The sequence below is a fragment of the Candidatus Kryptonium sp. genome (assembly GCA_025060635.1).
GTDB lineage: Bacteria > Bacteroidota > Ignavibacteria > Kryptoniales > Kryptoniaceae > Kryptonium.
The window spans coordinates 13,824-39,426 of the sequence record JANXBN010000003.1; the positions used below are offsets into that span (position 1 = coordinate 13,824).

A 25,603-nucleotide genomic window follows, 5' to 3' on the forward strand; every position below is an offset into this window, starting at 1 on the left:
TTTGGATGGGAAAATTTCAACTACTTTTTCTATCGGTTTTAATCATTGTTTTTCTTGGCTGTGGTAGTTCAAGGCAAACTTTAAATGAAGATGCAAAATCCTCAACCGTTAAGCTATCAAACGCTGATGCAAATTTCCCATTTGGTAAAAAGTATAAGTATGTTTACAAGCTCGTTAAACCTGTGGAAAGAGAACAACTTTTCTTCTCTGATCCAAACATATCAGCTCAATTTGTGATTGATGAATTATTTATTCACTTGAGATTGAAAAACAAGAAAGGTGAAAAAATAGTGGTTTCGCTTGATGATGCTCAAATTTTCGTTGATGCTCGGAGTTCAAAGGTTGTTAATTTTAATTACATAAACGATTTTTCTTATTCTCCCGTTAATTTTTCTACCGATCTTGATGTTTTTCCGAATTCTTTTGTTGAGCTCCATCTTTCCCCTGCGGATCGGGTATTTATGAACTCTGGTGATTACGAGGTTATGGGTTTTTATCCCTATGTTGATTTCAATGATAAGGAAAAAATTAAAGAAATTTATGCCAACATCGGAAAGAAAGTGGGGCTTTATCTTCCCATTGAAACTGAAACTGAGATCTATGATTATTATTTTGAATTTCAAATTGTTGATGTAAAAGAAGATGGGCCATATTATCCCAAAAGAAGACAAACTGTTGCACAAACGCAATTGCCCTCTGAAATTGTAGTAAGAGGTGAAGCATTGAGTCCTTCTGAAAGTTTTATAGCTTCAACTTTAATTTCTTTCTTCGTTTTGATCTCTGCTTATTTCATATTTGCGAGGGAAAAGGGAAAGATCTGATATGGTAGAGAAAACAATTGATGTAAGTTTGAGGGAAATATATGAAGATAAGGTTTCGGGGGCTTCGCTTCTTGCGAATAAATTGTTTCAAGTTATAAAGAGAAAAGCGGGGGAAGTTAAAAGTAGAAGTGAGTTTCTACGCTTCATTAAAGCTTTAAATCGTGATTTGAAAAAGCATCATCCTTTTTTATTTCAACTTCAAAATTTGACTGAGTTTATTCGCTTAAATTTGTTGCAAGGAAGCGAGAGGGATTTCGTTGAAGTTGTTAAGAGAGTTGAGTCAAAATTCAAGAACGCTAACGATAAAATAGCGTTCAACTTTTTGATGTGGTTAAAAGAAAATAACTTTGATAAAGTTTCGCTGGCGACCTTAAGCTATAGTGCTACGGTTTTTAATTCCATTTATGAAGCAAGAGATAGGATTTCAGAGGTTTATGTCTTCCGCTCTTGTCCGAAGTGTGAAGGAGATGTTATGGCTATGAAATTGGGTGAAAAAGATTTAAAAGTTTTCTTGGTGAACGATTTTGGGGTTGATTATATAATTGATAAAGTTGACTTTGTCATATCTGGTTGTGATGCTGTTTTTAAAAACGGAAATGTCCTTAACAAGGCGGGGACATCAGCAATTTTTAAACTTGCGAGAATTCAAGGGAAAGAGACTATAGTTCTTGCGGATTCCTTAAAGTTTGTAAATAAAGAGATGTTGGATAAAAATTTGATCAAACGAATGATTGAACCTGGTAAAAAAGACAAATGCGAAACGATTGATGTGATTTTTGAGACCATTGCTTCTGAATATATAACTCACTATATAACTGAAGTTGGCATTTTTAGAAACAAGGGAAAAGGAGGAGATGAAATCGTTTATAATTTATCTAAAATGTTCAATTTGTGGTGAGGTTTTTGATCATAAGCAAATGCAAAGATTTTGTCAAAATTGTAATGAACCTTTGATAGCGATTTATGATTATGATGAGATTAGAAAGAATGTCAGCAAAGATAGCTTCAAGAGCAGGGTTTCAAGTATGTGGAGGTATTTTGAGTTTTTACCTGTCCTTGATGAAAGAAAAATTATAACGCTTGGCGAGGGATGGACTCCGCTTTTGAGGTTGGGAAATTTTGGGGACATGCTTGGATTAAAAAATTTATATGTAAAAGATGAATCTTTTAATCCAACTCTTTCATTTAAGGCGCGTGGATTATCTTGCGCTGTTTCAAAAGCAGTGGAACTTGGGATTGATAAGCTTGCATTGCCAACAGCTGGAAATGCGGGAAGTGCATTGAGCGCATACTGTGCGAAGGCGGGAATAAAGTGTTTCGTCAGCGCTCCAAGGGATACACCATCTTTAATTTTAAAAGAGTGTGAATTTTATGGTGCAGAAATTAATCTAATTGATGGGTTGATTTCAGATGCGCTTAAGGTAGTCCAGAAGCGAACGGAGTTTTTTGATATATCAACAATGAGAGAACCTTATCGGTTGCAAGGCAAAAAAACACTCGGATTTGAAATTATTGAACAGCTTGGATGGGAGGTGCCAGATTGGATAATCTATCCAACTGGCGGTGGAACAGGATTAATAGGGATATGGATCGCTGTTAAAGAACTAATTGAAGTTGGTTTGATTGAGAAAAAATTTCCAAAGATGGTTGCCGTTCAATCAGCTGGGTGTGCTCCAATAGTTAAGGCTTATAATGAGGGGAAGAGTAGAGCTGAATTTTGGGAAAATGCGCAAACGATCGCTTATGGACTTCGTGTGCCGAAGCCATTTGCAGATAGGTTAATTCTTGAAGTTATCCGTGAAAGCAAAGGGCTTGCAATTCAAGTTGAAGATGATGAAATAATTAAAATGATGGAAAAACTGTCAAAAGTTGAAGGAATAATCTTTTGTCCTGAAGGTTCAGCAACCGCAGTTGCGCTTGAAAAGCTCGTATCGGACGAAGTCATAGGCAAAGATGAAGTTGTTGTTATTGTAAATACTGCATCTGGGTTAAAGTACATTTAAAAACAAAATCGGGAAATTAATATGTTTGCAAATAAAAATGTCGTTGTAACTGGTTCAACGGGTGGGCTTGGCTCGGTTGTCGCAAGATATTTCCTTGAAAATGGCGCGAAAGTTTTCGCAGTTTATAGAAAGGAGAAAAAATTCAAACGATTTTTCAAAGATATTTTAACAAATAAAAATCTTTATGCTGTTAAAGCGGATTTGACAAATGAATCGCAAGTCCAAAAGGTCTTTAAATTTGTCAGAAAATATGGTGGTGTTGATTTTTTGATAAACTGTGTCGGAGGGTATTCTGAAGGAAGTATGGTATTTGAAACTGAGGAGAATGAGTTTGATGAGATGATAGACTTGAATCTTAGAACTGCTTTTCTTTGTTCAAAATGGGCTTTGCGAGATATGATTCCGAAAAGAAGCGGTAGGATTATAAATATATCGTCAATGCTTGCTTTAAAGCCTTCACCGGGGAAGGGAGCTTATGTTGTTTCAAAGGCTGGGTTAATTGCTTTAACGGAAGTGGTTGCGGAAGAGGTTAAAGATTTTAATATAACTTGCAATGTCATTCTACCAAGTATAATTGCGACGGATGAAAATAGAAAGAGTATGCCTGGGGCTGACTATTCAAGATGGGTTCAACCGCAAGAGATAGCGAAGTTAATCGGCCATCTTTGTTCTGATGAGGCAGGAGGGATAAATGGAGCAATCATAAGGTTTCCGGGGAAGATTTAGTTTGTTTTTTTGGCTTTGTTTGCTTATATTTAAAACCTGAAAATTAAATTTTCTACCGAATGAAATTTCCAAGTTCAGGCTCAAGGCGAAAAAGGCAAAGGCTATATACTATTTTATTTTTTTCTGATGAGGATGAAAAGCCGAAAGGTATAAAGTTAAGCAAGCAAGCGTTGATTTTATATATTTCGCTAGTTGTTATCTTTATTTCCACTATCGTTTTGGTTTTAGTGATCCACACTCCTGTTAAATATATTGTTTTTCCTGAAACATTTGCAGAAAGCAAGGAAAGAGCAAAAAAAATGCAGGAGTTGTATCAACGGCTTGAAAATTTTGCTTATGAGCTTGAGAAGGTTAAGCTTTACAACAACCTTCTAAGGCAGGCGCTTGGAGAGAAAGTTAGTGATAGCATTGCGGTAAGTATGAGCCGACTTGAAAATATGGCTCAAAGAAGACAAGAAATGAGATCTACCGATGAGGATTTTGATATTTTGCAAGTGATAGATGTTGAAGGTGTTAAACCGAAATTTATTTTTCCTGTTTTCAATGGCTTTGTAACTCGCGGTTTTATGCCAGAAATTCAACATTTTGGTATAGATATCGCTGGTAAAGAAGGAGATATCATAAGAGCAGTTGATGATGGATATGTGATTTTTTCGGATTGGACTTACAGGGATGGTTATGTGATCATAATTTTACATAGTGATGGTTATATGAGTGTTTATAAGCATGCGCAAATGAATTTGAAAGCGAGAAATGCTTTCGTGAAGCAAGGAGAGCCGATAGCATTGGTAGGGAAAACAGGTAAAACGGGCAACGAACCTCATCTTCATTTTGAACTATGGAAAAATGGAAAGCCTTTAAATCCAAAACTTTATATACCAAATTAATCAGGTGAAAGATCAATGGCTTTGATCGGCGGAAATAAGGAAGGAAAGAGTTCAAATGTTGAAATTAACATTATCGCAAATGGGACTGTGATTGAAGGTAAAGTTGTAAGCCAAGGAAGTATGAGGATTGATGGACGGGTGATTGGAAACATTCATGTCAATGGTAATTTGACAATTGGAACGACGGGAGAGGTGCATGGGGATATTGAGGCTAAAAATGTCATCATTGGCGGGAAAGTTAATGGGACAATTGTTGTTGCTGAAAAACTTGTGTTTGAGAGCAAAGCGGTTATCAAAGGCGATGTAAAGGCATCAAAACTTGTGGTTGACGAAGGAGCGATTTTTGATGGTAAATGTGTGATGACGAGCGCTTCAACAGTTAACAAGACCTCTTAAAATGTCTGATGAAGAGAAGAAAGAAAAGATATTTCAAAGCGTTGGTAGAGCTATAAAAGAAGTAGCGCCTTATAGTGGGCTTGGTTTGCAACTTGCGGTTACAGTTGTGATATTTTGGTTTATCGGGAGGTTGATAGATGAGCATTATGGAACCTCACCGCTGTGGATGGTAATAGGCGCGATGTTTGGCATCATCGTTGGTATGTATAATTTTATAAAAGCAGTAATTGAACTTGGAAAAAAACGGAAAAGCAAGAATGAAAGTTGATGTTGGAAAATTCGTCAAATATATCTTGATTTCGCTTGTTATCGTTTGGGCATTGTTAATTTATCCTTTGGCGAGATTTGCATCTGATGAATTTATAAAATCATTTTTCATAGGTTCTTTGATAAGTGTTGTAAATTCAATCATTGGAATTTTGATCTTAAAGCGTGGGCTAAATAGACCGGACAAGGAATTTCTGAAGCTTACATTGGGCAGTATGGGTGTGAGATTGTTTGCGATCGCTGGTTTGATTTTGTTCATGCTTGAGGTTTTAAATTTTGAACTTTATGGGCTTGTAATATCTTTGCTTTTGTTTTATTTCGTTTTTCTTGGTGTTGAGGTTTTCTTTTTAAGTAAATTGACAACAAAAAAGGAGTTTTAAATCAGGTGTTTTTGAATAATTTGATCGCTTTGGCTGATACGGTGAAGCATCATGAAACCGCTCACGGCGGTGAAGAAAGTTGGATGCTTCATCATATTTCTGACTCAAGGACAATTGATCTTGAACCATTTGGACATATAACACTTCCGCAATTTCCACCAATCAACATTGCTGGGGTAGAGATAGACCTATCAATTACGAAGCATGTTTTCTTCATGTGGCTTGTTTCAATAATTTTGATAGTGACTCTTTCGCTTGTTGCAAGGAGTTACAAAAAGAGCATGGTTCCACATGGTATTGCGAATTTAGTTGAGGTTTTTGTTGTTTTTATTCGCGATGAGATTGTTTTATCTGTGATTGGTAAAGAGGGGTTGAAGTATTTGCATTATTTTTTAACTCTTTTCTTTTTCATTCTTTTGTGTAATCTGATTGGTTTGGTTCCGTACGGTGCAACTGCAACTGGAAATCTTGCGGTAACAGGTGGGCTTGCGTTTTTGTCCTTTATTTTAATTCAAGTTGCTGGGATAAAGAAGCATGGCTTCATCGGGTATTACAAAGGTCTTGTCCCGCATGGTGTTCCTGGTTTCGTTGCGCCAGTGATGTTCATAGTTGAGTTCCTCGGGCTTTTTGCGAAAGCATTTGCTCTTACCGTCCGTTTGTTTGCAAACATGACCGCTGGGCATATTGTTATTTTATCTTTGATAGGATTGATATTTGTTTTCAAAAGCATCTTGGTTGCTCCGATTTCAATTGCCTTTGCGATTTTTATAAACATTCTTGAAATACTTGTCGCTTTTATACAAGCTTACATATTCACTATGCTCACGGCGCTATTTGTAGGTCTTTCAATACATCAACATTAAAAACAAAAATAAAAAACAAAAGGAGGAAAATATGCCAGAATTAGCACACCTTGCTGGTGGATTCGGCGCAGCTTTGTCAGTAATTGGTGCAGCATATGGAATAAGCAAACTTGCTGCAGCAACTATGGAAGCGAGCGGTCGCCAGCCAGAAGTAGCTGGTGAAGTTAGAACATCAATGATCATTGCTGCTGCCTTGATAGAAGGCGTTACGCTTTTTGCTGAAGTTATTTGCATTATTCTTGCGTTAAAATAAAAACTTTTTAAACGATGCTTGAGGTAAATCCTGGTGTTGCAATATGGACGATAATTACATTCTTGCTTTTGGTCGTGATTCTAAAAAAGGTTGCGTGGAAGCCAATAGTTGAAGCGTTGACGAAGCGTGAGGAGGAAATAAGAAGATCTCTTGAAGATGCTAAACGAGCCCGTGAAGAAGCCGAAAGATTGATGGAGGAAAATAAACGCAACCTTGCTCGCGCTGAAGAAGAGGTGCAAAAGATAATTCGTGAAGGCAGAGAAACAGCTGAAAAAATAAGAGCCGAAATACTTGAAAAAGCAAGAAAAGAAGCGGATGCCTTGATTGAAAGAGCAAAGGAAGAAATTGAATTGCAGCGTGAGCAAGCAATGCTTCAGTTAAGAGCTCAAATAACTGATCTTGCGATTCAAATCGCTTCTAAATTGATCGGAGAGACATTAAACGAGCAAAAACATAAAAAGCTTGTTGATAAATATCTTCAAGAAATTTCATCCGAAAAAAGAGCGTGAGTTAAGAAATGCCTAATTTGAGAGTAGCAAAAAGGTATGCTAAAGCTTTGATAGAAATCGCAGAGGAGCTCAAAAAACTTGATAGAATAACGCAAGATGTTCAACTAATAGATTCGGTGATCAAAAATTCAAGGGAGCTTCAACTTTTCTTGAAAAGCCCAATTATTAAAGAAGATAAAAAGAAGCAGGTAATTCAAGAGATTTTTACGGATAGTCGCGTTGATCCCGTGACGCTGAAATTTATTCTCCTCTTGATTGAAAAAAAGCGTGAGGATTTGCTTCAGGATATTGTTAAAATGTATCAGGATCTTTACGATGAAAAGATGGGCGTTGTGACCGCTGAAGTTATAACTGCTGTTGAGGTTGATGAAAGTGAGCGGAAAAAGATAGAGAAGAAAATTCTTGAAATGACACAAGCGAAGAAAGTTAAAGCAATTTATAAAATTGATCCGTCAATAATTGGTGGAATTGTGATAAAAATTGGAGACACTGTTTACGACGCCAGCATAAGAAGGAAAATTCAGCTCTTGCGTGAACAACTGATCTACGGAAGTTAAAAGAAAAATAAAAGGTAAAAAGTCATGGCGACGATTGAAATTAGACCGGATGAAATATCTGAAATTTTAAGAAAACAATTAACCGGATTTGATAAAGAGGTTGATATTTATGATGTTGGGACTGTGCTACAAGTTGGTGATGGAATTGCTCGTGTGTATGGGCTTTCAAAAGTAATGATGAGCGAGCTTCTTGAATTTCCAAATGGAGTTATGGGGGTGGCGATGAACCTTGAAGAGGATAATGTGGGATGTATTTTGTTCGGAGAGGATACGCTTATTAAAGAAGGTGATATTGTTCGCAGGACGGGTAGAGTCCTTTCTGTCCCTGTTGGTGAAAAACTTCTTGGAAGGGTGGTAAATCCGCTTGGACAACCTTTGGATAACAAGGGGCCTATTGAATTTGAAAAGTATATGCCAATAGAGAGAAAAGCTTTAGGAGTTATTTATCGTCAACCAGTGAAAGAACCGTTGCAGACAGGTATAAAAGCTATTGATGCGATGATCCCAATTGGGCGTGGACAAAGAGAATTGATAATTGGAGATAGACAAACAGGAAAAACTGCTATAGCAGTTGATACGATAATAAATCAAAGATTTACTCATACTGAAAGAGCAAAAGAACTTGGAATAAAGCCGGTTTATTGTATTTATGTCGCTATTGGTCAAAAGATGTCAACTGTTGCTCAAGTTGTTGCTAAGCTTGAGGAAGAGGGAGCGATGGATTATACTATTGTAGTTGTTGCGTCTGCAAGTGATCCAGCACCGCTTCAGTATATAGCTCCTTACGCTGGATGCACTATGGGTGAGTACTTTAGAGATTCTGGAAGACATGCTCTTGTTGTCTATGATGATTTGAGCAAACATGCTTGGGCTTATAGACAGGTTTCACTTCTTTTGAGACGTCCACCAGGAAGAGAAGCTTATCCCGGAGATATTTTCTATCTTCATTCCCGACTTCTTGAAAGAGCTTCCAAGTTGAGCGATGAACTCGGTGGTGGAAGTTTAACTGCTTTGCCGATAATTGAAACTCAAGCAGGTGATGTCGCTGCGTATATTCCGACAAATGTTATTTCAATTACGGATGGACAGATTTATCTTGAACCTGGACTTTTCAATGCAGGCGTAAGACCGGCTATAAATGTTGGTATTTCAGTTTCACGAGTTGGTGGAAATGCACAAATAAAAGCGATGAAAAAAGTTGCTGGCAGATTGCGTCTTGAACTTGCACAATATAGAGAGCTTGAAGCATTCGCTAAGTTCGCTTCGGATCTTGATAAAGCAACACAGGCTCAGTTGAGAAGAGGACAACGCCTTGTTGAATTGTTGAAACAGGATCAATATCAACCGATGCCTGTTGAAGAGCAAGTTGTTTTGATTTTCGCTGGAACTCAGGGTTATCTTGATGAATTACCTGTTGAAGCGGTGAGGAGATTTGAGAGCGAATTCCTTGCGTATATGAGGGCAAGGCATAAAGATATCCTAAATAGGATCGCTGAAACTAAAGACCTTGACGACGAGACGATACAAAATCTTCATAAAATCTTAAAAGATTTCGTGACATCGTTTAAAGCAACTTTACAGTAGTTAGTTAAGCAAAGCTCCTTCCCAAATTAAATTGGGAAGGGGCTGGTTTAAACTAAAAATAAACTCAAGAAAACTGAATGCCTGCCTTAAGAGATATTAGAAGACGAATAAACGCGGTAAGGAGCATACAGAAGATCACCAAGGCAATGAAGATGGTTGCAGCTGCTCGGTTGAGACGAGCGCAAGATAAAATTATTTCAGCGCGACCTTACGCAAGAAAGATAGAGGATTTAATCCAGCGTTTTGTTTCAACTTTCAGTGGTGGGTTTGATAATCCGCTTTTGAAGGAAAGAGATGTTAAAAATGTTGCAATCGTCGTCGTGACCGCTGATAGAGGACTATGCGGATCATTTAATACTAACATCATAAGAAAAACCTTGTCATTGATTGATGAAAAGCGAAGGGAGCTTCCGCCGAATGGGAAAGTGAAATTGATTTGTGTGGGTAAGAAGGGATTTGATTATTTCAGCAGGCATAAGAAAAATTTTGAGTTGGTTGCAAGTTTTACAGGACTTTTCAAAAGGACGATTGAATATTCTTGGGTTGAAGAAATAACGCAGAGGATCGTTGATGGGTTTTTGAAAGAAGAGTTTGATCTTGTTGAGATAGTTTATAACGAATTTAAATCAATAGTTCAGCAAAAAATTGTAATTGAGCAATTTCTTCCAATAGTTTCAAAAGTTGATGTTATAAAACCATCAAAAGGGGTTAAAGTTCCAATCATTGAATATATATACGAGCCAGATCCAAAAAGTATTTTACAAGAGTTGTTGCCTAAATATCTAAAGACACATATTTTGCGTGTCCTTCTTGAGTCAAATGCAGCTGAGCAAGCGGCGCGTATGACAGCGATGGATAATGCTACTGAAAATGCAAATGAACTTCTCAAAGATTTGCAGCTCTTGTTCAATAAAACGCGTCAGGCGATGATAACTAAGGAAATGCTTGAGATCGCAAGCGGAGCAGAGGCGTTGAGAAAAGCTGGGATGGTATAAATTACCATGCCATTGTTGAAAGGTCAATTTCAATTTTTTTGTTTTCATTTACATAAACAAATTCGTCTTTCTCTTCGGTTATTTGAATTTTCCAATCCCCTCTTTGGTCTTTGATGGCTGAGCCGAAAAGTTTACGCTTTTTTGTTTGAGTGAAAATTTCCCAGAAAACCCATCCGAAAATTGCTTCATAATCTTTGATATAAAAAGCCGGGACGCGGAATCCCGGCTCAACTTCCACATCTTTAACTTTTTTGGGGACAAAGTTTAAACTTTCAAGTTTTCTGATGAAAATATCCGTTAAGTCATAGGTATCATATAGCAGTTCAACTTTTGATATATTGAATTTTCCAGTTATGATCTCTTCAAAAGCTTCTTCTATTTCCTTGAATTTTTTCTCAGTCAACCCAGTCGGCGATGAATATATTTGTTTCTCCTCGCTTTTTGCTGTTTCTATTTGAAGCCCAAACGAGCTTTTTGCCATCGCGTGTAAACATTGGAAAACCGTCAAAATCAGGAGAATAGGTTACTCTTTCTATTTGTCCAGTTTCAATGTTCACTATGTAAAGTTCAAAATCTCTGCCTTTAGGATCGTGCAGGTTTGATGAAAAGATTATTCTCTTTCCGTCGGGATGGAAAAATGGGGCGAAATTTGCAGCGTTGTTATTTGTTATCTGTTTTTTATTTTTGCCATCAGCATCCATAACGAAAATTTGAAGCTTCATCGGTCTTAAATATCCTTCCTTAAGCATCTTCTCATATTCTGCGATTTCAGATGAATCTTTTGGATGATAAGCACGGTAGCAAATTTTTTTGCCATCCCATGAGAAGAATGCTCCTCCATCATAACCTTTTTCATATGTTAGTCGCTTAACATTTTTTCCGTTCAGATCCATCGTGTATATTTCAAGATCGCCATCTCTTACAGAAGTAAAGACAATTTTATCGCCCTTTGGCGAAACGGTTGCCTCTGCGTCGTAGCCTGGTGTATTTGTCAATTGACGAAGGTTTGAGCCATCAGCTTTTGCTTTAAAAATGTCGTAGTTATCAAGACCCCAAACATAACCCTTTGTGTAATCAGGTTTCGGCGGGCATTTTTCGCTTATATGATGAGTTGATGAATAAATTATTTCTGTATCGCCCGGCAGGAAGTAAGAACAAGTTGTCTTACCTTTACCCGTGCTGACAAGTCGTAAATTGCTACCATCAATGTTCATTATAAAAATTTGATCACATTGGAAAGTATCTCTTGTCGCTTGGAAAATTAGCTTGGTTTCGTCAAATGAAAAGTAAGCTTCGGCATTTTCTCCACCAAAAGTAAGTTGTCTGATGTTTCTTAAGTGTTTTTCTCTTGGATCTCTTAAAGGATCTTCATTGGGGTTTTGAGCGATAAAAGAGGTGAAAAGTAGGGAAATGGCAACAGCAAATGTGAAAGTTAAAAGTTTGACAAAGTTAAGTTTTATCATTTTAACTAAAAAGTTTTGTTTTTAAAACTGGATTCTCGGAGCCTGTTGGGCTTGTTCAGTCGCTTTAAAATAGGGTCTTTCTCTAAAACCAAACATCCCAGCTATTATATTTGTAGGGAATCTACGTATGTAGGTGTTATATTGTTGAACTGCTTCATTATATCTTCTTCGTTCAACTGAAATTCTATTTTCAGTCCCCTCAAGTTGTGCTTGGAGTTGAAGAAAATTTTCGTTCGCTTTGAGTTGAGGGTAGTTTTCGGCAACTGCTATCAATCTTGAAAGAGCTGAGCCAAGGGCATCTTGTGCTTGTTGAAACCTTGCAAATGCTTGTGGGTCCTTTAAAACTTCTGGTGTTATAGATAATTGTCCAACTTTTGCTCTTGCTTCTGTAACTTGTGCAAAGACTTCTCTTTCATGTTTTGCGTAACCTTTAACAGTTTCAACAAGGTTTGGTATCAAATCGTATCTTCGTTGGTATTGGTTTTCCACCTGTGCCCAGGCTTGATTTAACATTTCATCAAGTTGAACAAGCTTGTTATATGTTGATGTGACCCATCCGATAGTTATCAGTGCTATCAAAAGTAAGAAACCTATAACGCCGAGAACTGCAATTAAAGTTTTTGACATGGTTTTCGTTTGATTTTTATTTTGATTTTCAAAAATATAACAAGTTCGGATTTTATTTTCAAAAATTTAGCGTTAGCGTTTTCAAAAGTCATGCGGTTTTGAGGTGGCGGGAAAAAATAAAGTAGGGAGGGTAAATCTTTATAGCGAAAACTTGACAACGAAAAATTTTTTTATTATCTTATGGAAGCACTTCCAAAAATAACTTGATTTTCCTATGGGATAACGATTTACGACATAGCTCGGGAAGCGAAGGTTGGGATCGGGACTGTCTCAAGGGTTTTGAATGGGAGTCCGCATGTATCGGAAAAGACACGAAAAAAAGTCCTTGAAGTTGCGAAGCGGTTGAATTACCAGCCTCATACCTATGCGCAAAGATTAGCAAAGCAAAAGGCTTATGCAATTTCTGCTGTCATTCCATTTTTTACAAGCTACTTCTTCATGGAAGTCCTTCGTGGGGTTCAAAGTAAAATCTCTGAGATTGGTTTTGATCTTGTTCTCTATGGCGTGAATGATCCGGCAAGTCAAATTGAATATTACATTCAAAAGAGCACACATCGTGGAAAAGTTGATGGGGTTCTTTTCTTCTCAATGAAATTTCCAGAGTCCTATGTTAGATACTTTATCCAACATTCAATACCAATAGTTCTCGTTGATACATTCCATCCAAAGTTTGATTCAATCACCGTTGATAATTATAAAGGTGCCTATCTTGCGACTGAGCATTTGATAAAAGTTGGGCATGAAAAGATCGGGATGATAAGCGCACGGCTTGAAAGCGTCCCAGCGAAGCAGAGATTTGATGGATTCAAGCAAGCAATATCTGATTATGGAAAAACTTTTTATGATAAGTTTTTTGTTGAAACGAAAGACACGCGACTTGATGGTTTTAATCGTGAGTCTGGATACTATGCTTGTAAGGAGTTATTAAGTCGTGGGAAGGAGATCCCGTCTGCTATTTTTGTATCAAGCGATATTCAAGCAATTGGGGTGATCCAAGCTTTGAATGAGAAAGGAATAAAAGTCCCTGATGATGTTTGCGTAATTGGCTTTGATGATATTGAACTTGCTAAAGATTTCGGACTTACGACAGTTAGACAGCCGATGTATGAAATGGGAGTTATAGCGGTGGAGAAGCTTTTTGAGCGGATAAACGATGAGAAGTTAAAAGTTGAACATGTGAAGTTTACACCAGAATTAGTAATAAGAAAAACTTGCCCGTAAGAAAAAATGAGGTTGCTATGAGTTTAAGAAATCTGTTTCTCGTTTTTCTGTTCCCTGCGATTTTATTAGCAGGAAATACTGGGAAAATAGCAGGGCGCGTAACGGACGCACAAACTGGCGAGCCAATAATTGGTGCAAATGTGATAATTGAAGGAACCTACCTTGGGGCTGCATCGGATTTAAACGGAAACTATGTCATAATAAATGTCCCGCCAGGGGTTTATAGAGTTAAAGCATCCGCAGTTGGATATAAGACAGTCATAAAGGAAAATGTAAGGGTTTCAATTGACTTAACGACACGACTTGATTTCCAGCTTGAGCCAACCGTGATTGAGCTCGGTCAAGAAGTCGTTGTAGTTGCGGAAAGACCTTTGGTTCAAAAGGATTTAACAGCTTCAACTGCTATTATTGGAAGTGAGTTAATACAAGCATTGCCGATCACGGAATTTCAAGAGGTAATTCAACTTCAAGCTGGTGTTGTTGCGGGACACATTAGAGGTGGAAGAAGCGGAGAGGTTGCATATTGGATAGATGGTGTTCCTGTGACGGATGTTTATGATAGAAGCGCTGTTATCTCAGTTGATAGGAAGTCAATTCAAGAACTTCAATTGATAAGTGGTGCGTTCAATGCTGAATATGGGCAAGCTATGTCTGGAATTATAAACATCGCAACAAAAGACGGAAGCAATAAATTTAATGGTAGTTTTACGACATATTTAGGTGGATATGCGACTGCGCATACAAACATATTTACTGGTTTGAATAAATTTGATCCTCTCTCAATCAGAAATTTTGAGGGCAATATAAGTGGTCCTATCATAAGAGATAAAATTTTCTTCTATTTGAACGGTAGATGGATCTACTTTGGCGGATGGCTTTATGGTATAAGGAAATTTAGACCTGAAAATATCGTTGATAATCGCGACCCGGATCCGAACAAATGGATAATTAGCATAAATCCACAACAGGGACTTGGTGACAGTGCCTTGGTCCCGATGAATTGGAACAGAAAAACATTCCTGCAAAGTAAGTTCACATTTCAAATTTCCCCGACTCTAAAGATTTCATACAACTATATGTATGAGTATATGAAGTATCGGAATTTTGACTTTGTGTTCAAGTATAACCCTGATGGTGATTTAAATCGTTTTCACAAGGGGATAACAAACATCTTGTCAATAAACCACACATTGAGCAAATCAACTTTCTATCAGGCAAGTTTTTCATACTTTTTCAAAGATTACAGACATTATGTGTTCAAGGATCCTCACGATCCGCGCTATGTTCATCCGAAACTTTTACTTCAGCCTGGTCCTTATAGCTTCATTGCTGGTGGTATGAAGATGGATCATTTCTACAGGAACACTGGGACATATGTTGCAAAATTGGATTTGACATCACAGATAACGAAGGTTCATCAGATTAAAACTGGTATTGAGTTTAGGTATCACACAATTTATTTTGAAGGCTTTTACCTTGATCTTTCCGATGCTGATAGAGCAAGAGATCCAATTTTTGACAAAAATCCATATGTTAGAACGAGAATACCTGATGTAAGTGAGCCAGGAAGGACATTGTTTAGGAATAATCCCAAGGAATTTTCATATTACATTCAAGACAAGATGGAGTTTAACGAGATTATTTTGAATGTCGGAGTAAGGTTTGATTATTTCCATCCAGATTGGCATGTCCTTGCTGATCCATCTGATCCGAACATATACCAACCTTTGAAGCCACAGAATAGATATTTTGACACAAACAATAATGGAATTTATGGCGATCCTGGGGATATTCCGAAGACAGTTGAGGATAGAAGAGCATACTGGTATGTTCGTGCTAAGCCGAAGTGGCAATGGAGCCCGCGAATTGGGGTTGCTTTCCCGATAACGGATAGGGGAGTTATTCATTTCTCATACGGACACTTCTTCCAGATCCCACCTTTTGAGTATCTTTATACTAATCCAGAATTTAAACTTGGTTCTGGGACCGGGAACATAGGTCTTGTCGGGAACGCTGACTTAAAGCCGGAGCAAACCGTAAGTGGAGAAATTGGTGTACAACAAGCGATAACGAATGACATAGCAATTGAATTGACTGGATATTTCAGAGACATAAGGAACTTGACAGGAACGAGAGCGGATGAGATTTTCATATTTGGTGGTTCAGCTTGGTATAATAGGTATGAGAACACAGATTTTGGGTTTGTAAGAGGGATAGTTTTCTCGCTTGATAAAAGATTTTCAAATAATTGGGCTTTGACGATTGATTATACATTCCAAGTTGCAAAGGGCAATGCTTCCGACCCAGCTCAAACAAGAAATCTTCGTCTTGGTGGGCAATGGCCAGAGGTTAAAATCATTCCGCTTGATTGGGATCAAAGACATACTTTAAATGTAACAGCTTCTTATTCTGCACCTGGAAATTGGGGATTGAGCGTGGTTGCTCAATATGGAAGTGGAACTCCATATACACCAAGGCAATCAAAGAACATCGGTACGCTATTGATAAACTCTGAAAAGAAGCCGTCAACATTTAATGTTGATTTGAGAATTTACAAGGACATCAAATTTAACTTCTTAACATTTTCGTTCTTCGCTCGTATATACAACTTGTTTGATATAAAGAATGCTTACGGCGTCTACAACGATACTGGAAGACCTGATTTCACGCTTGATTATTTGAGCGCGTTGAAACAGCAGCCTGTTCAACTTGTAAATCCGCTTGGAGAGTGGTTTACAAATCCGACATTTTATTCAGAGCCAAGGAGAATTGAAATTGGATTAACGATTTTCTTCGGACAATGAAAAATGTAGTAAGTTTAAACAAAATCAAGAAAAAGTCATGCGTAAATTTCTGAACCTAATTTTATGCCTGCTTCTGTTTCAAATTGTCGTTTCCGATTTGGCATTTGCTCAAAAGTTAAGAGGAGATAGAACATTTAGGAAAGTTGGAATTCACAATGGAAATCTTGTTAAGACGGTTTTTGGAAATTGGGGTGTGATTGCACAGCCGCCAACGCAAGGTCCACCGCTTGCGTGGAAATATGACGATAATGGATATGCTGGAGATGTAAGCATCTTGGTTGGTCTTGAGCTGTATTTCCCAAGGTATGATTCAGTTCTTAGAAGAACGGTTATTGACACGGTTCATTCAGTTGTCATTTGTCCTGTTGATAGACCTGGAGGAGCTTCTGGTGGTGAAACTGGAAGTGGAGGCAAGTTTTGGGGCTTTGAGCCAGTGCCAGGTTATGCCAATCCAACGCTTCAAGAAGTTGGAAAAGGTGTTGCAATGAGCCACCTTCCAGAAACATGGCCTCCATTTTGGCCAGATCATCCCGACTGGATTGATACCGCAACAGGTAAACCTTATTGGAACGGATATTTTGGAAAAGGCATTACAAATGCAGACCAAGAAAGTTATTTCGTAATGGATGATCACAACGATGAAAAATATAACAGAAGATATGGCTTTAGACCAGATTCAACAGATCCCACAAGGATGGGACATGGTTTGGTGGTAAAGGTTCGTGGGATGCAATGGTCAAATGTCCTTGCAGAAGATGGGATCTTTTGGGTTTATGATATCACAAATGAAGGGACGACGGATTATAGAAGAACAGTATTTGGATTTTTAGTTGGAACTTGGGTTGGAGCTGGTGGAGGTTCAAGTGGAAATACCGAGTGGAGAGATGACTTATCGTTTTTTGATGCTGCTGAGGACTTAACATATTCGTGGGATGCTGATAGATACATTGATAGAAGCTCAAATCCAAAATGGATCGGAAGCGTTGGATACCTTGGCTATGGATTCCTTGAGACGCCAGGAAATCCATTTGATGGAATTGATAACGATGGGGATTCAAAAAGTCCTACAAGCCCGAAATTCAAAGCTCAAGATTTCCCGCCATCATCGTTAAACCCAGAAGGAACAAACAGAATTTTATCTCGCTTTGATCCCGGACCAAATCCTGATTTCCCAAACAATAAAATTGTTTTAATTGAAGCAAAGAAAGTTTACTCGCCAATATATAAAGTTTTTCAAACGGTTTATGAAAGGAGAGTTGTCGGGCTTGATACACTTTTCAAATCAGACAGAGATACCGTAACTGTTTATTCTCTTGATTTGCCGTTTAAAATCTGGGTCGGGAAAGAACTTGTTGAGGTCGCAAATAACGGAATTGACGATGATCTTGATGGATTAATTGATGAAAATTTTGATCTTCACTATAGGCAGATCAGGAAAACTGCCGATGGTAGAGTTATTTTTGACAAGTTGAATCCGCTCGCTTATAAAAATTATTTCACGGGCCGCGGGCTAAATGATCCTATGATTGATGAAAGAAGGGATGATGGAATTGATAACGATGGGGATTGGGATGTAAACTGGGATGATGTCGGTGCAGATGGAGTGCCCGAAACAGGTGATTTTGGAGAAGGAGATAAAATTCCTACACCGGGAGAACCACACTTTGATGCTGTTGATGTTAATGAATCTGACCAGATAGGTTTGACAAGCTTTGATTTCTTTGTTCCAGCTGGCGCGATAAATATGGCAAATGACGAAGAGATGTGGAGACGACTTGCCCCTGGAAATTGGCAAGTTCCAGAACAATATATCACGGGTTATGTTGAGGGCCCGGATTTTGACGCTGGCTCTGGATATTTCCCATTGACATCAAAGCAAACGGAAAGATTTTCTCTGATACTCTTCATGGGTGAAGATTTGAAAGATCTGTTCTTCAATAAGCGTGTTATGCAGGGAATTTATGACGCAAACTATAATTTCCCAAGACCACCTGAAAAACCAACTTTGAAAGCAATTCCAGGTGATAGAAAAGTTGTGCTTTACTGGGATAACATTGCAGAAAGATCATTTGATCGTGCCTTGGCTGAAGTTTATAAGAATAAAGGCGACAACATAAACAAGGCATATGACTTTGAGGGATATAAGATTTACAAAGCAACTGATCCAAACTTCAATGACGCAAGAGTTATAACTGATGGATTTGGAAATCCAGTGTTTTATAAACCTATTGCACAGTTTGACCTAAAGGATAGCGTTTTCGGATGGTTTCCACTTGACTTCAATGGCGTTAAATTCTGGCTCGGTAGCGAAACTGGAATACAACATCAATACATTGATACCGATGTCAAAAACGGTGTGACATATTACTATGCTGTCGTTGCTTATGACAAAGGTGATGCAGAGCTGAGAGTTTATCCTTCTGAGAATTCAAAGTTTATTCAGGTGACATCCACAGGGCGACTTATATTTGACAAAAACACTGTAAGCGTAACTCCAAATGCACCTTCCGCTGGATTTATACCAGCTGGAACAGATACGATAATTCACAAAGAAGGACCTGCAACTGGAAACATTTATCTATATGTGCTTGATCCTTTCAAAGTTAAGGACAACCATACTTACAGAGTTGTTTTCAGAGATTCAAGCTTTAGCAGGATAACAACTGCATATTCAGTTATAGATATAACTAATCCAGCAAGTCCAGATACGGTTGTCAAGTGGAGTCGTGTTTTTGAGGGTGAAACTGAGTTATTTGATGGCATGAGGTTGATTTTTGATAATCATTGGAATATAAGATACATTGATAGCTTGTCGGGTTGGAACAGACCAAACATGCCCAAGTTTACATTTACTTTGTTTAGCGCCGGTGCAGTCAGAGGGAGATTGTATCCTTCGGATTATCAAGTTGAATTTTATGATGAAATTGTTGACACATCAATTGCTTACCCACCGTTGAGGATCCCTGCTCAGCCAGTAAAATTTAAGGTGAAGAACTTAACTGATGGAAAATACATTGATTTCATATATGTAAATGTCTATAATGCTTTCACAAGGATAAGACAAATCAGCATAGGGTTCTATGAGCAGTATCAGGGGATAAATTCGTTTACATGGGCATTGATATTCCAAGGTGACTCAGCGTTTACACTACCTGGAGCGGGCAATGTTTTAACATTGAGGACGACGAAGCCATTTAGAGCCGGCGATGTATACGAGTTCAAAACTCGTGCAAATCGTGTTGATCCTGAACTTGCAAAGGCACAGCTTAACAAGATCAAGGTTGTTCCGAACCCATATGTCGTTGCAGAAAAGTGGGAACCACCGCTTCCTCCAGGAATCTCAAGTGGCAGAGGCCCTCAAAAAATTGATTTTACAAATGTACCTGCTGGAGCAACGATTTATATCTTTACAGCTCGTGGAGAGCTTGTTGCAACATTGAAGCATGACAAAGATATTTCAGATGGCACCGTTTCTTGGAACTTGAAGACGAAGGAAAATCTTGATGTTGCCTATGGAGTTTATTTCTATGTCGTTGATGCGCCTGGGATTGGTCAAAAGACAGGAAAAATTGCGATAATAAAATAACATTTTGATATCATCTCGTATGGAAAAGGAGAGAAAAAACAAAAAATTTAACGAGAGTTTAAAAGTCATGGCGAGGAAAATTTTAATCTTGGCAATGTTAAGCGTTATCGGTTTTGCATATCTTCAATCTCAATCAAAAGTTGGGACAACTGCTGCGCCGTTTTTGGGTATTGCCGTAGGACCAAGGGCAATTGGGATGGGTGGCGCTTTTACTGCCTTCGCAAATGATGTGACTGCGCTGTATTGGAATCCAGCTGGTGTCTCGCGGCTTGCAAATAATGAAATTATGGTTTCACATACTGAATGGATATTTGGAACAAGCTTTGACTGGATCGGCGTTGCAGTCGGCATAGACCGAAATAATTATGTAGGTGTTAGCATCACACGACTTGACTACGGAGAAGATGAAGTTACAACGATTGATTATCCTGAGGGAACAGGTGAGAAATGGGATGCAAGCGATATCGCAATAGGTCTTTCATATGCCAGAAACTTAACAGATAGGTTCTCGGTTGGTGGAACTGTGAAATTTATTCAACAAAAATTATGGAACGAAAGAGCGATTGGCTTTGCAATTGATGTCGGAGTTTTATTTATAACTGAATTCAAAGGACTCAAACTCGGAGCAAGCATTTCAAATTTTGGAACGGAGATGCGATTGGATGGTAAAGATTTGTTTGTTATTTATGATCCAGATCCCGAACACCAGGGTAATAATTCAGCGATAAGTGCGAAACTTAAAACAGACGACTGGCCATTGCCACTTCACTTTAGAGTTGGTGCTTCAATTGATGTTTTTAAAACCGGAAGCAATTACTTAACATTTGCAGTTGACGCAATTCATCCAAACGATAATACCGAAAGTATTAACTTAGGTTTTGAGTATAGCTTTAGGAATTTCCTCTTCCTCAGAGCTGGCTATAAGTCGTTGTTCCAAAAGGATTCACAGGAAAGATTTACTGCTGGAGTTGGGATAAGTTATAAACTTGGTGGAATTGGCTTTAAGTTTGATTATTCATATCAAGATTTTGGAATTTTGAAAAATGTCCAAACTTTTGGGTTGTCAATTCTATTTTAAAACAAAGTTAGGAGGTGAAGGGCGAAAAATTTGAATCGCTAAAAATTTACTCTCCGTATATCGTTTCCACAATCGGAGAGAAAAATGCGAGATCCCAAAAATTTTCTTGACTTTAAAAAGAATTTTTCAGAATTTTTACTGCAAACAAAAAAACAAAAAGAGGTAGCATCTCATGTGGCGCAAAGTTAAAAACTTGGGGCTTCTTTTAACGTTGATCGTCGTAATTTCATCAATTGCATTTGCTCAATTGACACTTCGTCCTGTGTGGGTGAAAAAAGCTGGGGAAGTTAGCTGGCTTAGAACGGATAATAACACACGAGGCATGGCTTATAATCCTGCAAACGATCGCATTTATGTTGTGTCAAGATCTGTTGGATTAAATGTAATAATTCTTAGCGGAGCAAATGGTGATTCGGTTGGAAGATTAGATGTTACTGGTATAACGGGCGGAACATTTCCTTTAAATATGATTGATGTTTCCGATGATGGTGTTATTTATGCTTGTAATTTAAGCACTAATAGCGGTGGAGATACCGTGTTTAAAGTTTATCGTTGGGCTAGTGAGACTTCAACTCCAACTGTTGCGGTTACTTGGAGGGTGACCGCAAGAGTTGGTGATGCATTTGCTGTGGTTGGTTCTGGAACAAACACGAAAATCTACGCAAGTGGCACTGGAAATGCTAATGTTATTGTATTTGGAACAACTGATGGAGTAAACTTCACATATGAAAGGGCAATAAATGTTGGCGCAGGTAGAGCACGACTTGGTATTGATGTTGATGAAGCTGGAAATGTATGGGGTAATGGTGCTGGAACACTTGCCGGCGTTTGGGATCAAAACGGGACTTTGTTGGGTGAAATTCCCGGAACATCCGGTATGGCTACAGCTGACTTGGCAAAAACTGCTTCTGGGAGAAGACTTTTCTTCACACTTGGTATGGGTGCAGGAGTATCAGGCCCTTATTTCAAATTTTATGTCTATGATGTCACAGACGGACCAGCAAGAGCTAGATTAATTGGTGTAAGCGATAGTATAACTGGAAACTCCAATGCTAATGCAACAGGTAGAGCAGTTTACGATCCAGCCCGTCATAGAATGATTGCACTTGCAACGAATAATTATCTTGCTTCATTCCAGTTACCTTCTCAGATTGTATTTAATGTTAACACTGCAACATCGCCGAAGTTTTTAGTTGATACATCGCTTGTTGAAGTTCGCGGTAGCCATCCATTGCTTGGCCCATGGGGCAGTGCACCAACAAACAGGATGAGAAACCTCGGTGGGGATTATTGGCAACTTGCGGTTGATTTCCCAGATACAATGATTGGAAGAACACTTGAATATAAGTTTTATGCAGAGGACTGGGAAGATGGCCCGAACTATTCTTTAACTATACCACCAAAAGATACCGTATTGCCGTTGGTTTTCTTCCGCAAGCAAGGATTTGGACCACAACCGCCATATACTCCAACTGATTCAATTGATGTCTGGTTCAGAGTTTATGTTTATGGCATTCCTGAATTTGATCCAGCAAGACATGTCGTAGGAGTTCGTGGAGCAAGATTGCCAGGACATACTGATTTCGGAGATATAAGCTGGGGTAGAACATTTGTCTTAAGAGCTGAACCGGCGAATGATAGAGTTTGGTCAGGAAGATTGAGATTCCCATCGCCATCCGCAATAGCATATAAATTCGTAATCGCTTATAAAGATAGTCCAAATGTTGTCGTTAGATGGGAAAGCGATCCAAATAGAGAAGTTACTATAAACAGAGACACGACACTTAGATGGACAACTTTTGACAGGAGAGTGATTGCTCCAGCAAAACCAGTTGCGTTGTATTTCAGCGTTGATATGAGCGTAATGCAAGGTGCAAGGATTTTCTTCCCAGATAGTGGTGATGTTGTCCTTGTTCGTGGTACCTTCAATGGATGGGGTGAAAGAGATTCATTAGCTCCATCAATACTTGAACCTGGAATCTGGGAGAAATTCGTTACAATTACAGCTGCCCCTGGTGATTTCATTGAATTTAAATACTACATCAAAACCGGAACAAACAACCAAGCGAGAGTGCCAAACGCTGGCTGGGAAACTGGAGCAAATAGAAGATATGTATTTACAGATGCTGATACGCAAGAAGTTCCGAGAGATTATTTCAACAAGCTTGGACCAGAAGGATATGTGCAGAAAGAACAAGGTGTTGAAGTTTGGTTCTATTGTGATATGAGAGGAGCAACAGATAAAAACGGTGATCGTATCACAAGAATTGATTCACTCTTCATCGCTGGAAGCACACCTCCATTGTTCTGGATTTGGGATCAGCCGACAAGAGATCGTTCGCATTTGAGAATGTATGATGACGGAAGGTATCCTGATAAAATCGCTGGCGATTCAATTTACTCAGTTGCGTTGACATTCCCGAAGTGGAGTATAAAAGGACCGATACAATTTAAGTTTGCGGTTAATGGACCTGTTGATAACGAAGCTGGATTCCAAGAAGACCACTTGTTATTCTTGGATGACATGCCAAATCAACCAGGAAAGAAAGCGATAAACGAACTTGAAGTTGTAAAATTCGGAAGACAGCGTGGATTGGGCGCGTTCAAAGATACGGTTAGAATAGTCAATAAGTTTACCGGTGTAAAACAAACCGACGAAGTCCCGCTTACATATGCATTGTATCAGAACTATCCGAACCCATTCAACCCGATAACGACGATCAAATATAGCATACCGAGAACGGAAAAAGTCACATTGAAGATTTACAACATACTCGGTCAAGAGGTAGCGACACTTATTGATGAAGAACAGAAGGCTGGTGTTTATGAATTTAAGTTTGATGCATCAAATCTTGCAAGCGGTGTTTACTTCTATAGATTAACTGCCGGAAGCTTCGTTGATGTTAAGAAGATGATGCTTGTGAAATAAGAATTCATTTTTAAACGCCCTCTCCCTGTCATAGGGAGAGGGCATATTTTTAAAAACAAAATCAACGGAGGTGCAACAAACGGCGTAAGCGAGGGAAGCAAATCTTTATCTTGCGCTTTAAATTTTTGAAGGTCAGTTAAAAAACCAAAAGGAGGGTAATTCTATGAGGAAAGCAATTTCAATTTTGGGGATGATATTTTTTGTGGTTAACTTCTCGCTTGCTCAAATTACAATTGATGGAATCATTCAGGAAAGTCAATATGCTTTAGTAGCGCAGAAATTGAATAACAATTCGGGATTTGGTCCAAATATTGATGTTCAAAAAATTTTCTACTATCCCGATGTCGTAAATTCTAAATTGTATTTAGGCATTATTGGGAAATTAAATACGGCAAGTAATGATGGTATAGGTGTATGGATAAATGTAAAGGGACCTGGTTCGCCTACGGGTAGACCTGCGGGACAACCATTAGGAGGAGGTGGGGGACATCATTACATTGGGGACAATAGTAATCCTAATTATAGGGCTGACTTTGAGGTTGATTTTATGTTTGCTTTTAATCCTGGCAACAGTAATACAACCGTTTATTTTGATGCTGCGAAATTTGTCGGCGGTTCCAAATTTCTTAAATATCAAGGTTCTTGCAATCAAGCTGGAACTCCCGCATCAAATTCAAATGAAGATGGAACAGTTTTTGCACAGAATAGTATAATTTTTGCTTTTAACAATAGTGGTGGTCCAAATACAGGACTTGAAATGGAAATTCCATTTTCACAGCTCGGTCCGAGTGTTACAGCTTCAAATACGATAGAAATTTTCGCATTTGTAGTAAGTAATACGGCTTTTTTTTCTGATGTGACTGTTCCTGGAAATGTCAGTGGTGGTAATCTTGGATTTAATCCTAATTTTGGAACTATTCCAGGTGGACCTTATCATACAACAGATCAACCTCTTTCAGTTCAAACGGTTTCTCTTTCAGCCATAGCTGGTGATTCAAAAGTTACGCTCGTGTGGGAGACGAGAAACGAGGTTGACAATGCTGGATTTGAAATTTTAAGAAAAGCGGAAAACGAGAGCAATTATACATTGATAGCAAGCTATTTGACAAACGATGAGTTAAAAGGACTCGGGACAAATGCATATGGAAAGAGATATACATATGTTGATCGCAATGTGAAGAATGGCCTTGGATATGAGTATAAGATAGTTGCAGTAAGTTTCAGTGGACAGAGGCAAGAAATTGGAATTATATATGCAAAGCCCGGTTCTGAAATACCAAGCAAGTTCGTTTTATATCAAAACTATCCAAATCCGTTCAATCCTGGGACGGAGATAAAATTTGATCTGCCTGAATCAGGACATGTTAAACTTGAAGTTTTCAATTTAGCTGGAGAAAGAGTAGCAGTTTTATACGATGGATATATGGAAGCAGGTTATGGCAAGACGATAAGATGGAATGCTAATGGATTCTCAAGCGGTGTTTATTTGTATAAGTTGAGCGCTGGAAAATATGTTGATGTGAAAAAGATGGTCTTGATGAAGTAATTTTCTCAACCCCCTCTCCAACCACTTGGAGAGGGGGCAATGCTAAAAAACAGTTTTTGTACCCTTTGATTCTGGTTTAAATGTATGGAATCGGAGGGCGAAAGTATA

General features: G+C 38.4%; 23 protein-coding genes. 20 read left to right on the plus strand and 3 right to left on the minus strand.

Annotation, left to right across the window (positions count from 1 at the left end; all coding sequences use genetic code 11):
* Window positions 1-5: 5 nt before the first annotated feature.
* From NZ923_05900 to atpG, 14 genes are all read left to right on the plus strand, one after another.
* Window positions 6-821 carry a hypothetical protein gene (locus NZ923_05900; protein MCS7229552.1) on the plus strand — a complete coding sequence of 272 codons (816 nt, stop codon included), beginning with the start codon at window positions 6-8 and terminating at the stop codon, window positions 819-821.
* A gap of 1 nt (window position 822) precedes the next feature.
* Window positions 823-1,719, plus strand: coding sequence for a hypothetical protein (locus NZ923_05905; protein ID MCS7229553.1), 897 nt, complete (start codon window positions 823-825; stop codon window positions 1,717-1,719).
* A complete protein-coding gene (locus tag NZ923_05910; GenBank protein ID MCS7229554.1) occupies window positions 1,676-2,824 on the plus strand; it encodes a threonine synthase in 1,149 nt (382 codons plus the stop codon). The genes NZ923_05905 and NZ923_05910 overlap by 44 nt, the downstream gene beginning before the upstream one ends.
* A 21-nt stretch (window positions 2,825-2,845) precedes the next feature.
* Window positions 2,846-3,550: an SDR family oxidoreductase gene (locus NZ923_05915; protein MCS7229555.1), complete on the plus strand. Its 705-nt coding sequence runs from the start codon at window positions 2,846-2,848 to the stop codon at window positions 3,548-3,550.
* 59 nt (window positions 3,551-3,609) lie between these two features.
* A complete protein-coding gene (locus tag NZ923_05920; protein ID MCS7229556.1) occupies window positions 3,610-4,437 on the plus strand; it encodes a M23 family metallopeptidase in 828 nt (275 codons plus the stop codon).
* 15 nt (window positions 4,438-4,452) lie between these two features.
* Complete coding sequence (locus tag NZ923_05925; protein MCS7229557.1) at window positions 4,453-4,833, plus strand: polymer-forming cytoskeletal protein; 381 nt, start codon at window positions 4,453-4,455, stop codon at window positions 4,831-4,833.
* A 1-nt stretch (window position 4,834) separates the two neighbouring features.
* Window positions 4,835-5,101 carry an AtpZ/AtpI family protein gene (locus NZ923_05930; protein ID MCS7229558.1) on the plus strand — a complete coding sequence of 89 codons (267 nt, stop codon included), beginning with the start codon at window positions 4,835-4,837 and terminating at the stop codon, window positions 5,099-5,101.
* Window positions 5,091-5,480 carry an ATP synthase subunit I gene (locus NZ923_05935; protein ID MCS7229559.1) on the plus strand — a complete coding sequence of 130 codons (390 nt, stop codon included), beginning with the start codon at window positions 5,091-5,093 and terminating at the stop codon, window positions 5,478-5,480. The genes NZ923_05930 and NZ923_05935 overlap by 11 nt, the downstream gene beginning before the upstream one ends.
* A gap of 5 nt (window positions 5,481-5,485) precedes the next feature.
* On the plus strand, window positions 5,486-6,343 hold the full coding sequence (atpB, locus tag NZ923_05940; protein ID MCS7229560.1) for a F0F1 ATP synthase subunit A: 858 nt from the start codon (window positions 5,486-5,488) through the stop codon (window positions 6,341-6,343).
* A 31-nt stretch (window positions 6,344-6,374) separates the two neighbouring features.
* Entirely contained in the window at window positions 6,375-6,596 is a 222-nt protein-coding gene (atpE, locus tag NZ923_05945; GenBank protein ID MCS7229561.1) for an ATP synthase F0 subunit C, read from the plus strand.
* Between the two features lie 14 nt (window positions 6,597-6,610).
* Entirely contained in the window at window positions 6,611-7,105 is a 495-nt protein-coding gene (gene atpF, locus NZ923_05950; GenBank protein ID MCS7229562.1) for a F0F1 ATP synthase subunit B, read from the plus strand.
* Window positions 7,106-7,113: 8 nt separating this feature from the next.
* Complete coding sequence (locus NZ923_05955; protein MCS7229563.1) at window positions 7,114-7,662, plus strand: F0F1 ATP synthase subunit delta; 549 nt, start codon at window positions 7,114-7,116, stop codon at window positions 7,660-7,662.
* Between the two features lie 33 nt (window positions 7,663-7,695).
* Window positions 7,696-9,246, plus strand: a complete 1,551-nt coding sequence (gene atpA / locus NZ923_05960; protein MCS7229564.1) for a F0F1 ATP synthase subunit alpha — start codon at window positions 7,696-7,698, stop codon at window positions 9,244-9,246.
* Window positions 9,247-9,323: 77 nt separating this feature from the next.
* Window positions 9,324-10,241, plus strand: coding sequence for an ATP synthase F1 subunit gamma (gene atpG, locus NZ923_05965; protein MCS7229565.1), 918 nt, complete (start codon window positions 9,324-9,326; stop codon window positions 10,239-10,241).
* 1 nt (window position 10,242) lies between these two features.
* On the opposite strand, the gene NZ923_05970 is transcribed toward atpG, so the two are convergent.
* Genes NZ923_05970 through NZ923_05980 form a run of 3 tightly spaced genes read right to left on the minus strand, consistent with a single transcriptional unit; the run spans window position 10,243 to window position 12,331 of the window.
* Window positions 10,243-10,644, minus strand: a complete 402-nt coding sequence (locus NZ923_05970) for a hypothetical protein (protein MCS7229566.1) — start codon at window positions 10,642-10,644, stop codon at window positions 10,243-10,245.
* The gene (locus tag NZ923_05975) at window positions 10,637-11,704 is read right to left on the minus strand and encodes a hypothetical protein (GenBank protein ID MCS7229567.1); all 1,068 of its coding nucleotides are present in this window, start codon (window positions 11,702-11,704) and stop codon (window positions 10,637-10,639) included. Before NZ923_05975 ends, NZ923_05970 begins: the two co-directional genes overlap by 8 nt.
* 21 nt (window positions 11,705-11,725) lie before the next feature.
* Window positions 11,726-12,331, minus strand: a complete 606-nt coding sequence (locus NZ923_05980; protein ID MCS7229568.1) for a LemA family protein — start codon at window positions 12,329-12,331, stop codon at window positions 11,726-11,728.
* 234 nt (window positions 12,332-12,565) lie between these two features.
* Between NZ923_05980 and NZ923_05985 the strand changes: the two genes are divergently transcribed.
* The 6 genes from NZ923_05985 to NZ923_06010 all read left to right on the plus strand — a co-directional run bounded on the left by NZ923_05985 (window position 12,566) and on the right by NZ923_06010 (window position 25,495).
* A complete protein-coding gene (locus NZ923_05985) occupies window positions 12,566-13,552 on the plus strand; it encodes a LacI family transcriptional regulator (GenBank protein MCS7229569.1) in 987 nt (328 codons plus the stop codon).
* A gap of 17 nt (window positions 13,553-13,569) precedes the next feature.
* Window positions 13,570-16,356 carry a TonB-dependent receptor gene (locus tag NZ923_05990; protein ID MCS7229570.1) on the plus strand — a complete coding sequence of 929 codons (2,787 nt, stop codon included), beginning with the start codon at window positions 13,570-13,572 and terminating at the stop codon, window positions 16,354-16,356.
* A 37-nt stretch (window positions 16,357-16,393) separates the two neighbouring features.
* Entirely contained in the window at window positions 16,394-19,942 is a 3,549-nt protein-coding gene (locus NZ923_05995) for a hypothetical protein (GenBank protein ID MCS7229571.1), read from the plus strand.
* A 19-nt stretch (window positions 19,943-19,961) separates the two neighbouring features.
* Complete coding sequence (locus NZ923_06000; protein MCS7229572.1) at window positions 19,962-21,020, plus strand: PorV/PorQ family protein; 1,059 nt, start codon at window positions 19,962-19,964, stop codon at window positions 21,018-21,020.
* A gap of 172 nt (window positions 21,021-21,192) precedes the next feature.
* Window positions 21,193-23,949 (plus strand): DUF4623 domain-containing protein, encoded by a 2,757-nt coding sequence (locus tag NZ923_06005; protein MCS7229573.1) that lies wholly within the window; start codon window positions 21,193-21,195, stop codon window positions 23,947-23,949.
* A 163-nt stretch (window positions 23,950-24,112) separates the two neighbouring features.
* Window positions 24,113-25,495 (plus strand): T9SS type A sorting domain-containing protein, encoded by a 1,383-nt coding sequence (locus NZ923_06010; protein ID MCS7229574.1) that lies wholly within the window; start codon window positions 24,113-24,115, stop codon window positions 25,493-25,495.
* Window positions 25,496-25,603: the final 108 nt, after the last annotated feature.

What these genes read in the sequence shown, in the direction of transcription:
- atpG (MCS7229565.1), top strand. Translation starts at nt 9,324, where the DNA reads ATGCCTGCCTTAAGAGATATTAGAAGACGAATAAACGCGGTAAGGAGC.
- NZ923_05975 (MCS7229567.1), bottom strand. Translation starts at nt 11,704, where the DNA reads ATGATAAAACTTAACTTTGTCAAACTTTTAACTTTCACATTTGCTGTT.
- NZ923_05925 (MCS7229557.1), top strand. Translation starts at nt 4,453, where the DNA reads ATGGCTTTGATCGGCGGAAATAAGGAAGGAAAGAGTTCAAATGTTGAA.
- NZ923_05990 (MCS7229570.1), top strand. Translation starts at nt 13,570, where the DNA reads ATGAGTTTAAGAAATCTGTTTCTCGTTTTTCTGTTCCCTGCGATTTTA.
- NZ923_05905 (MCS7229553.1), top strand. Translation starts at nt 823, where the DNA reads ATGGTAGAGAAAACAATTGATGTAAGTTTGAGGGAAATATATGAAGAT.
- NZ923_06010 (MCS7229574.1), top strand. Translation starts at nt 24,113, where the DNA reads ATGAGGAAAGCAATTTCAATTTTGGGGATGATATTTTTTGTGGTTAAC.
- NZ923_06000 (MCS7229572.1), top strand. Translation starts at nt 19,962, where the DNA reads ATGGAAAAGGAGAGAAAAAACAAAAAATTTAACGAGAGTTTAAAAGTC.
- atpF (MCS7229562.1), top strand. Translation starts at nt 6,611, where the DNA reads ATGCTTGAGGTAAATCCTGGTGTTGCAATATGGACGATAATTACATTC.
- NZ923_05930 (MCS7229558.1), top strand. Translation starts at nt 4,835, where the DNA reads ATGTCTGATGAAGAGAAGAAAGAAAAGATATTTCAAAGCGTTGGTAGA.
- NZ923_05955 (MCS7229563.1), top strand. Translation starts at nt 7,114, where the DNA reads ATGCCTAATTTGAGAGTAGCAAAAAGGTATGCTAAAGCTTTGATAGAA.
- atpE (MCS7229561.1), top strand. Translation starts at nt 6,375, where the DNA reads ATGCCAGAATTAGCACACCTTGCTGGTGGATTCGGCGCAGCTTTGTCA.
- NZ923_05915 (MCS7229555.1), top strand. Translation starts at nt 2,846, where the DNA reads ATGTTTGCAAATAAAAATGTCGTTGTAACTGGTTCAACGGGTGGGCTT.
- NZ923_05935 (MCS7229559.1), top strand. Translation starts at nt 5,091, where the DNA reads ATGAAAGTTGATGTTGGAAAATTCGTCAAATATATCTTGATTTCGCTT.
- NZ923_06005 (MCS7229573.1), top strand. Translation starts at nt 21,193, where the DNA reads ATGTGGCGCAAAGTTAAAAACTTGGGGCTTCTTTTAACGTTGATCGTC.
- NZ923_05900 (MCS7229552.1), top strand. Translation starts at nt 6, where the DNA reads ATGGGAAAATTTCAACTACTTTTTCTATCGGTTTTAATCATTGTTTTT.
- NZ923_05910 (MCS7229554.1), top strand. Translation starts at nt 1,676, where the DNA reads ATGAAATCGTTTATAATTTATCTAAAATGTTCAATTTGTGGTGAGGTT.
- NZ923_05980 (MCS7229568.1), bottom strand. Translation starts at nt 12,331, where the DNA reads ATGTCAAAAACTTTAATTGCAGTTCTCGGCGTTATAGGTTTCTTACTT.
- NZ923_05920 (MCS7229556.1), top strand. Translation starts at nt 3,610, where the DNA reads ATGAAATTTCCAAGTTCAGGCTCAAGGCGAAAAAGGCAAAGGCTATAT.
- NZ923_05995 (MCS7229571.1), top strand. Translation starts at nt 16,394, where the DNA reads ATGCGTAAATTTCTGAACCTAATTTTATGCCTGCTTCTGTTTCAAATT.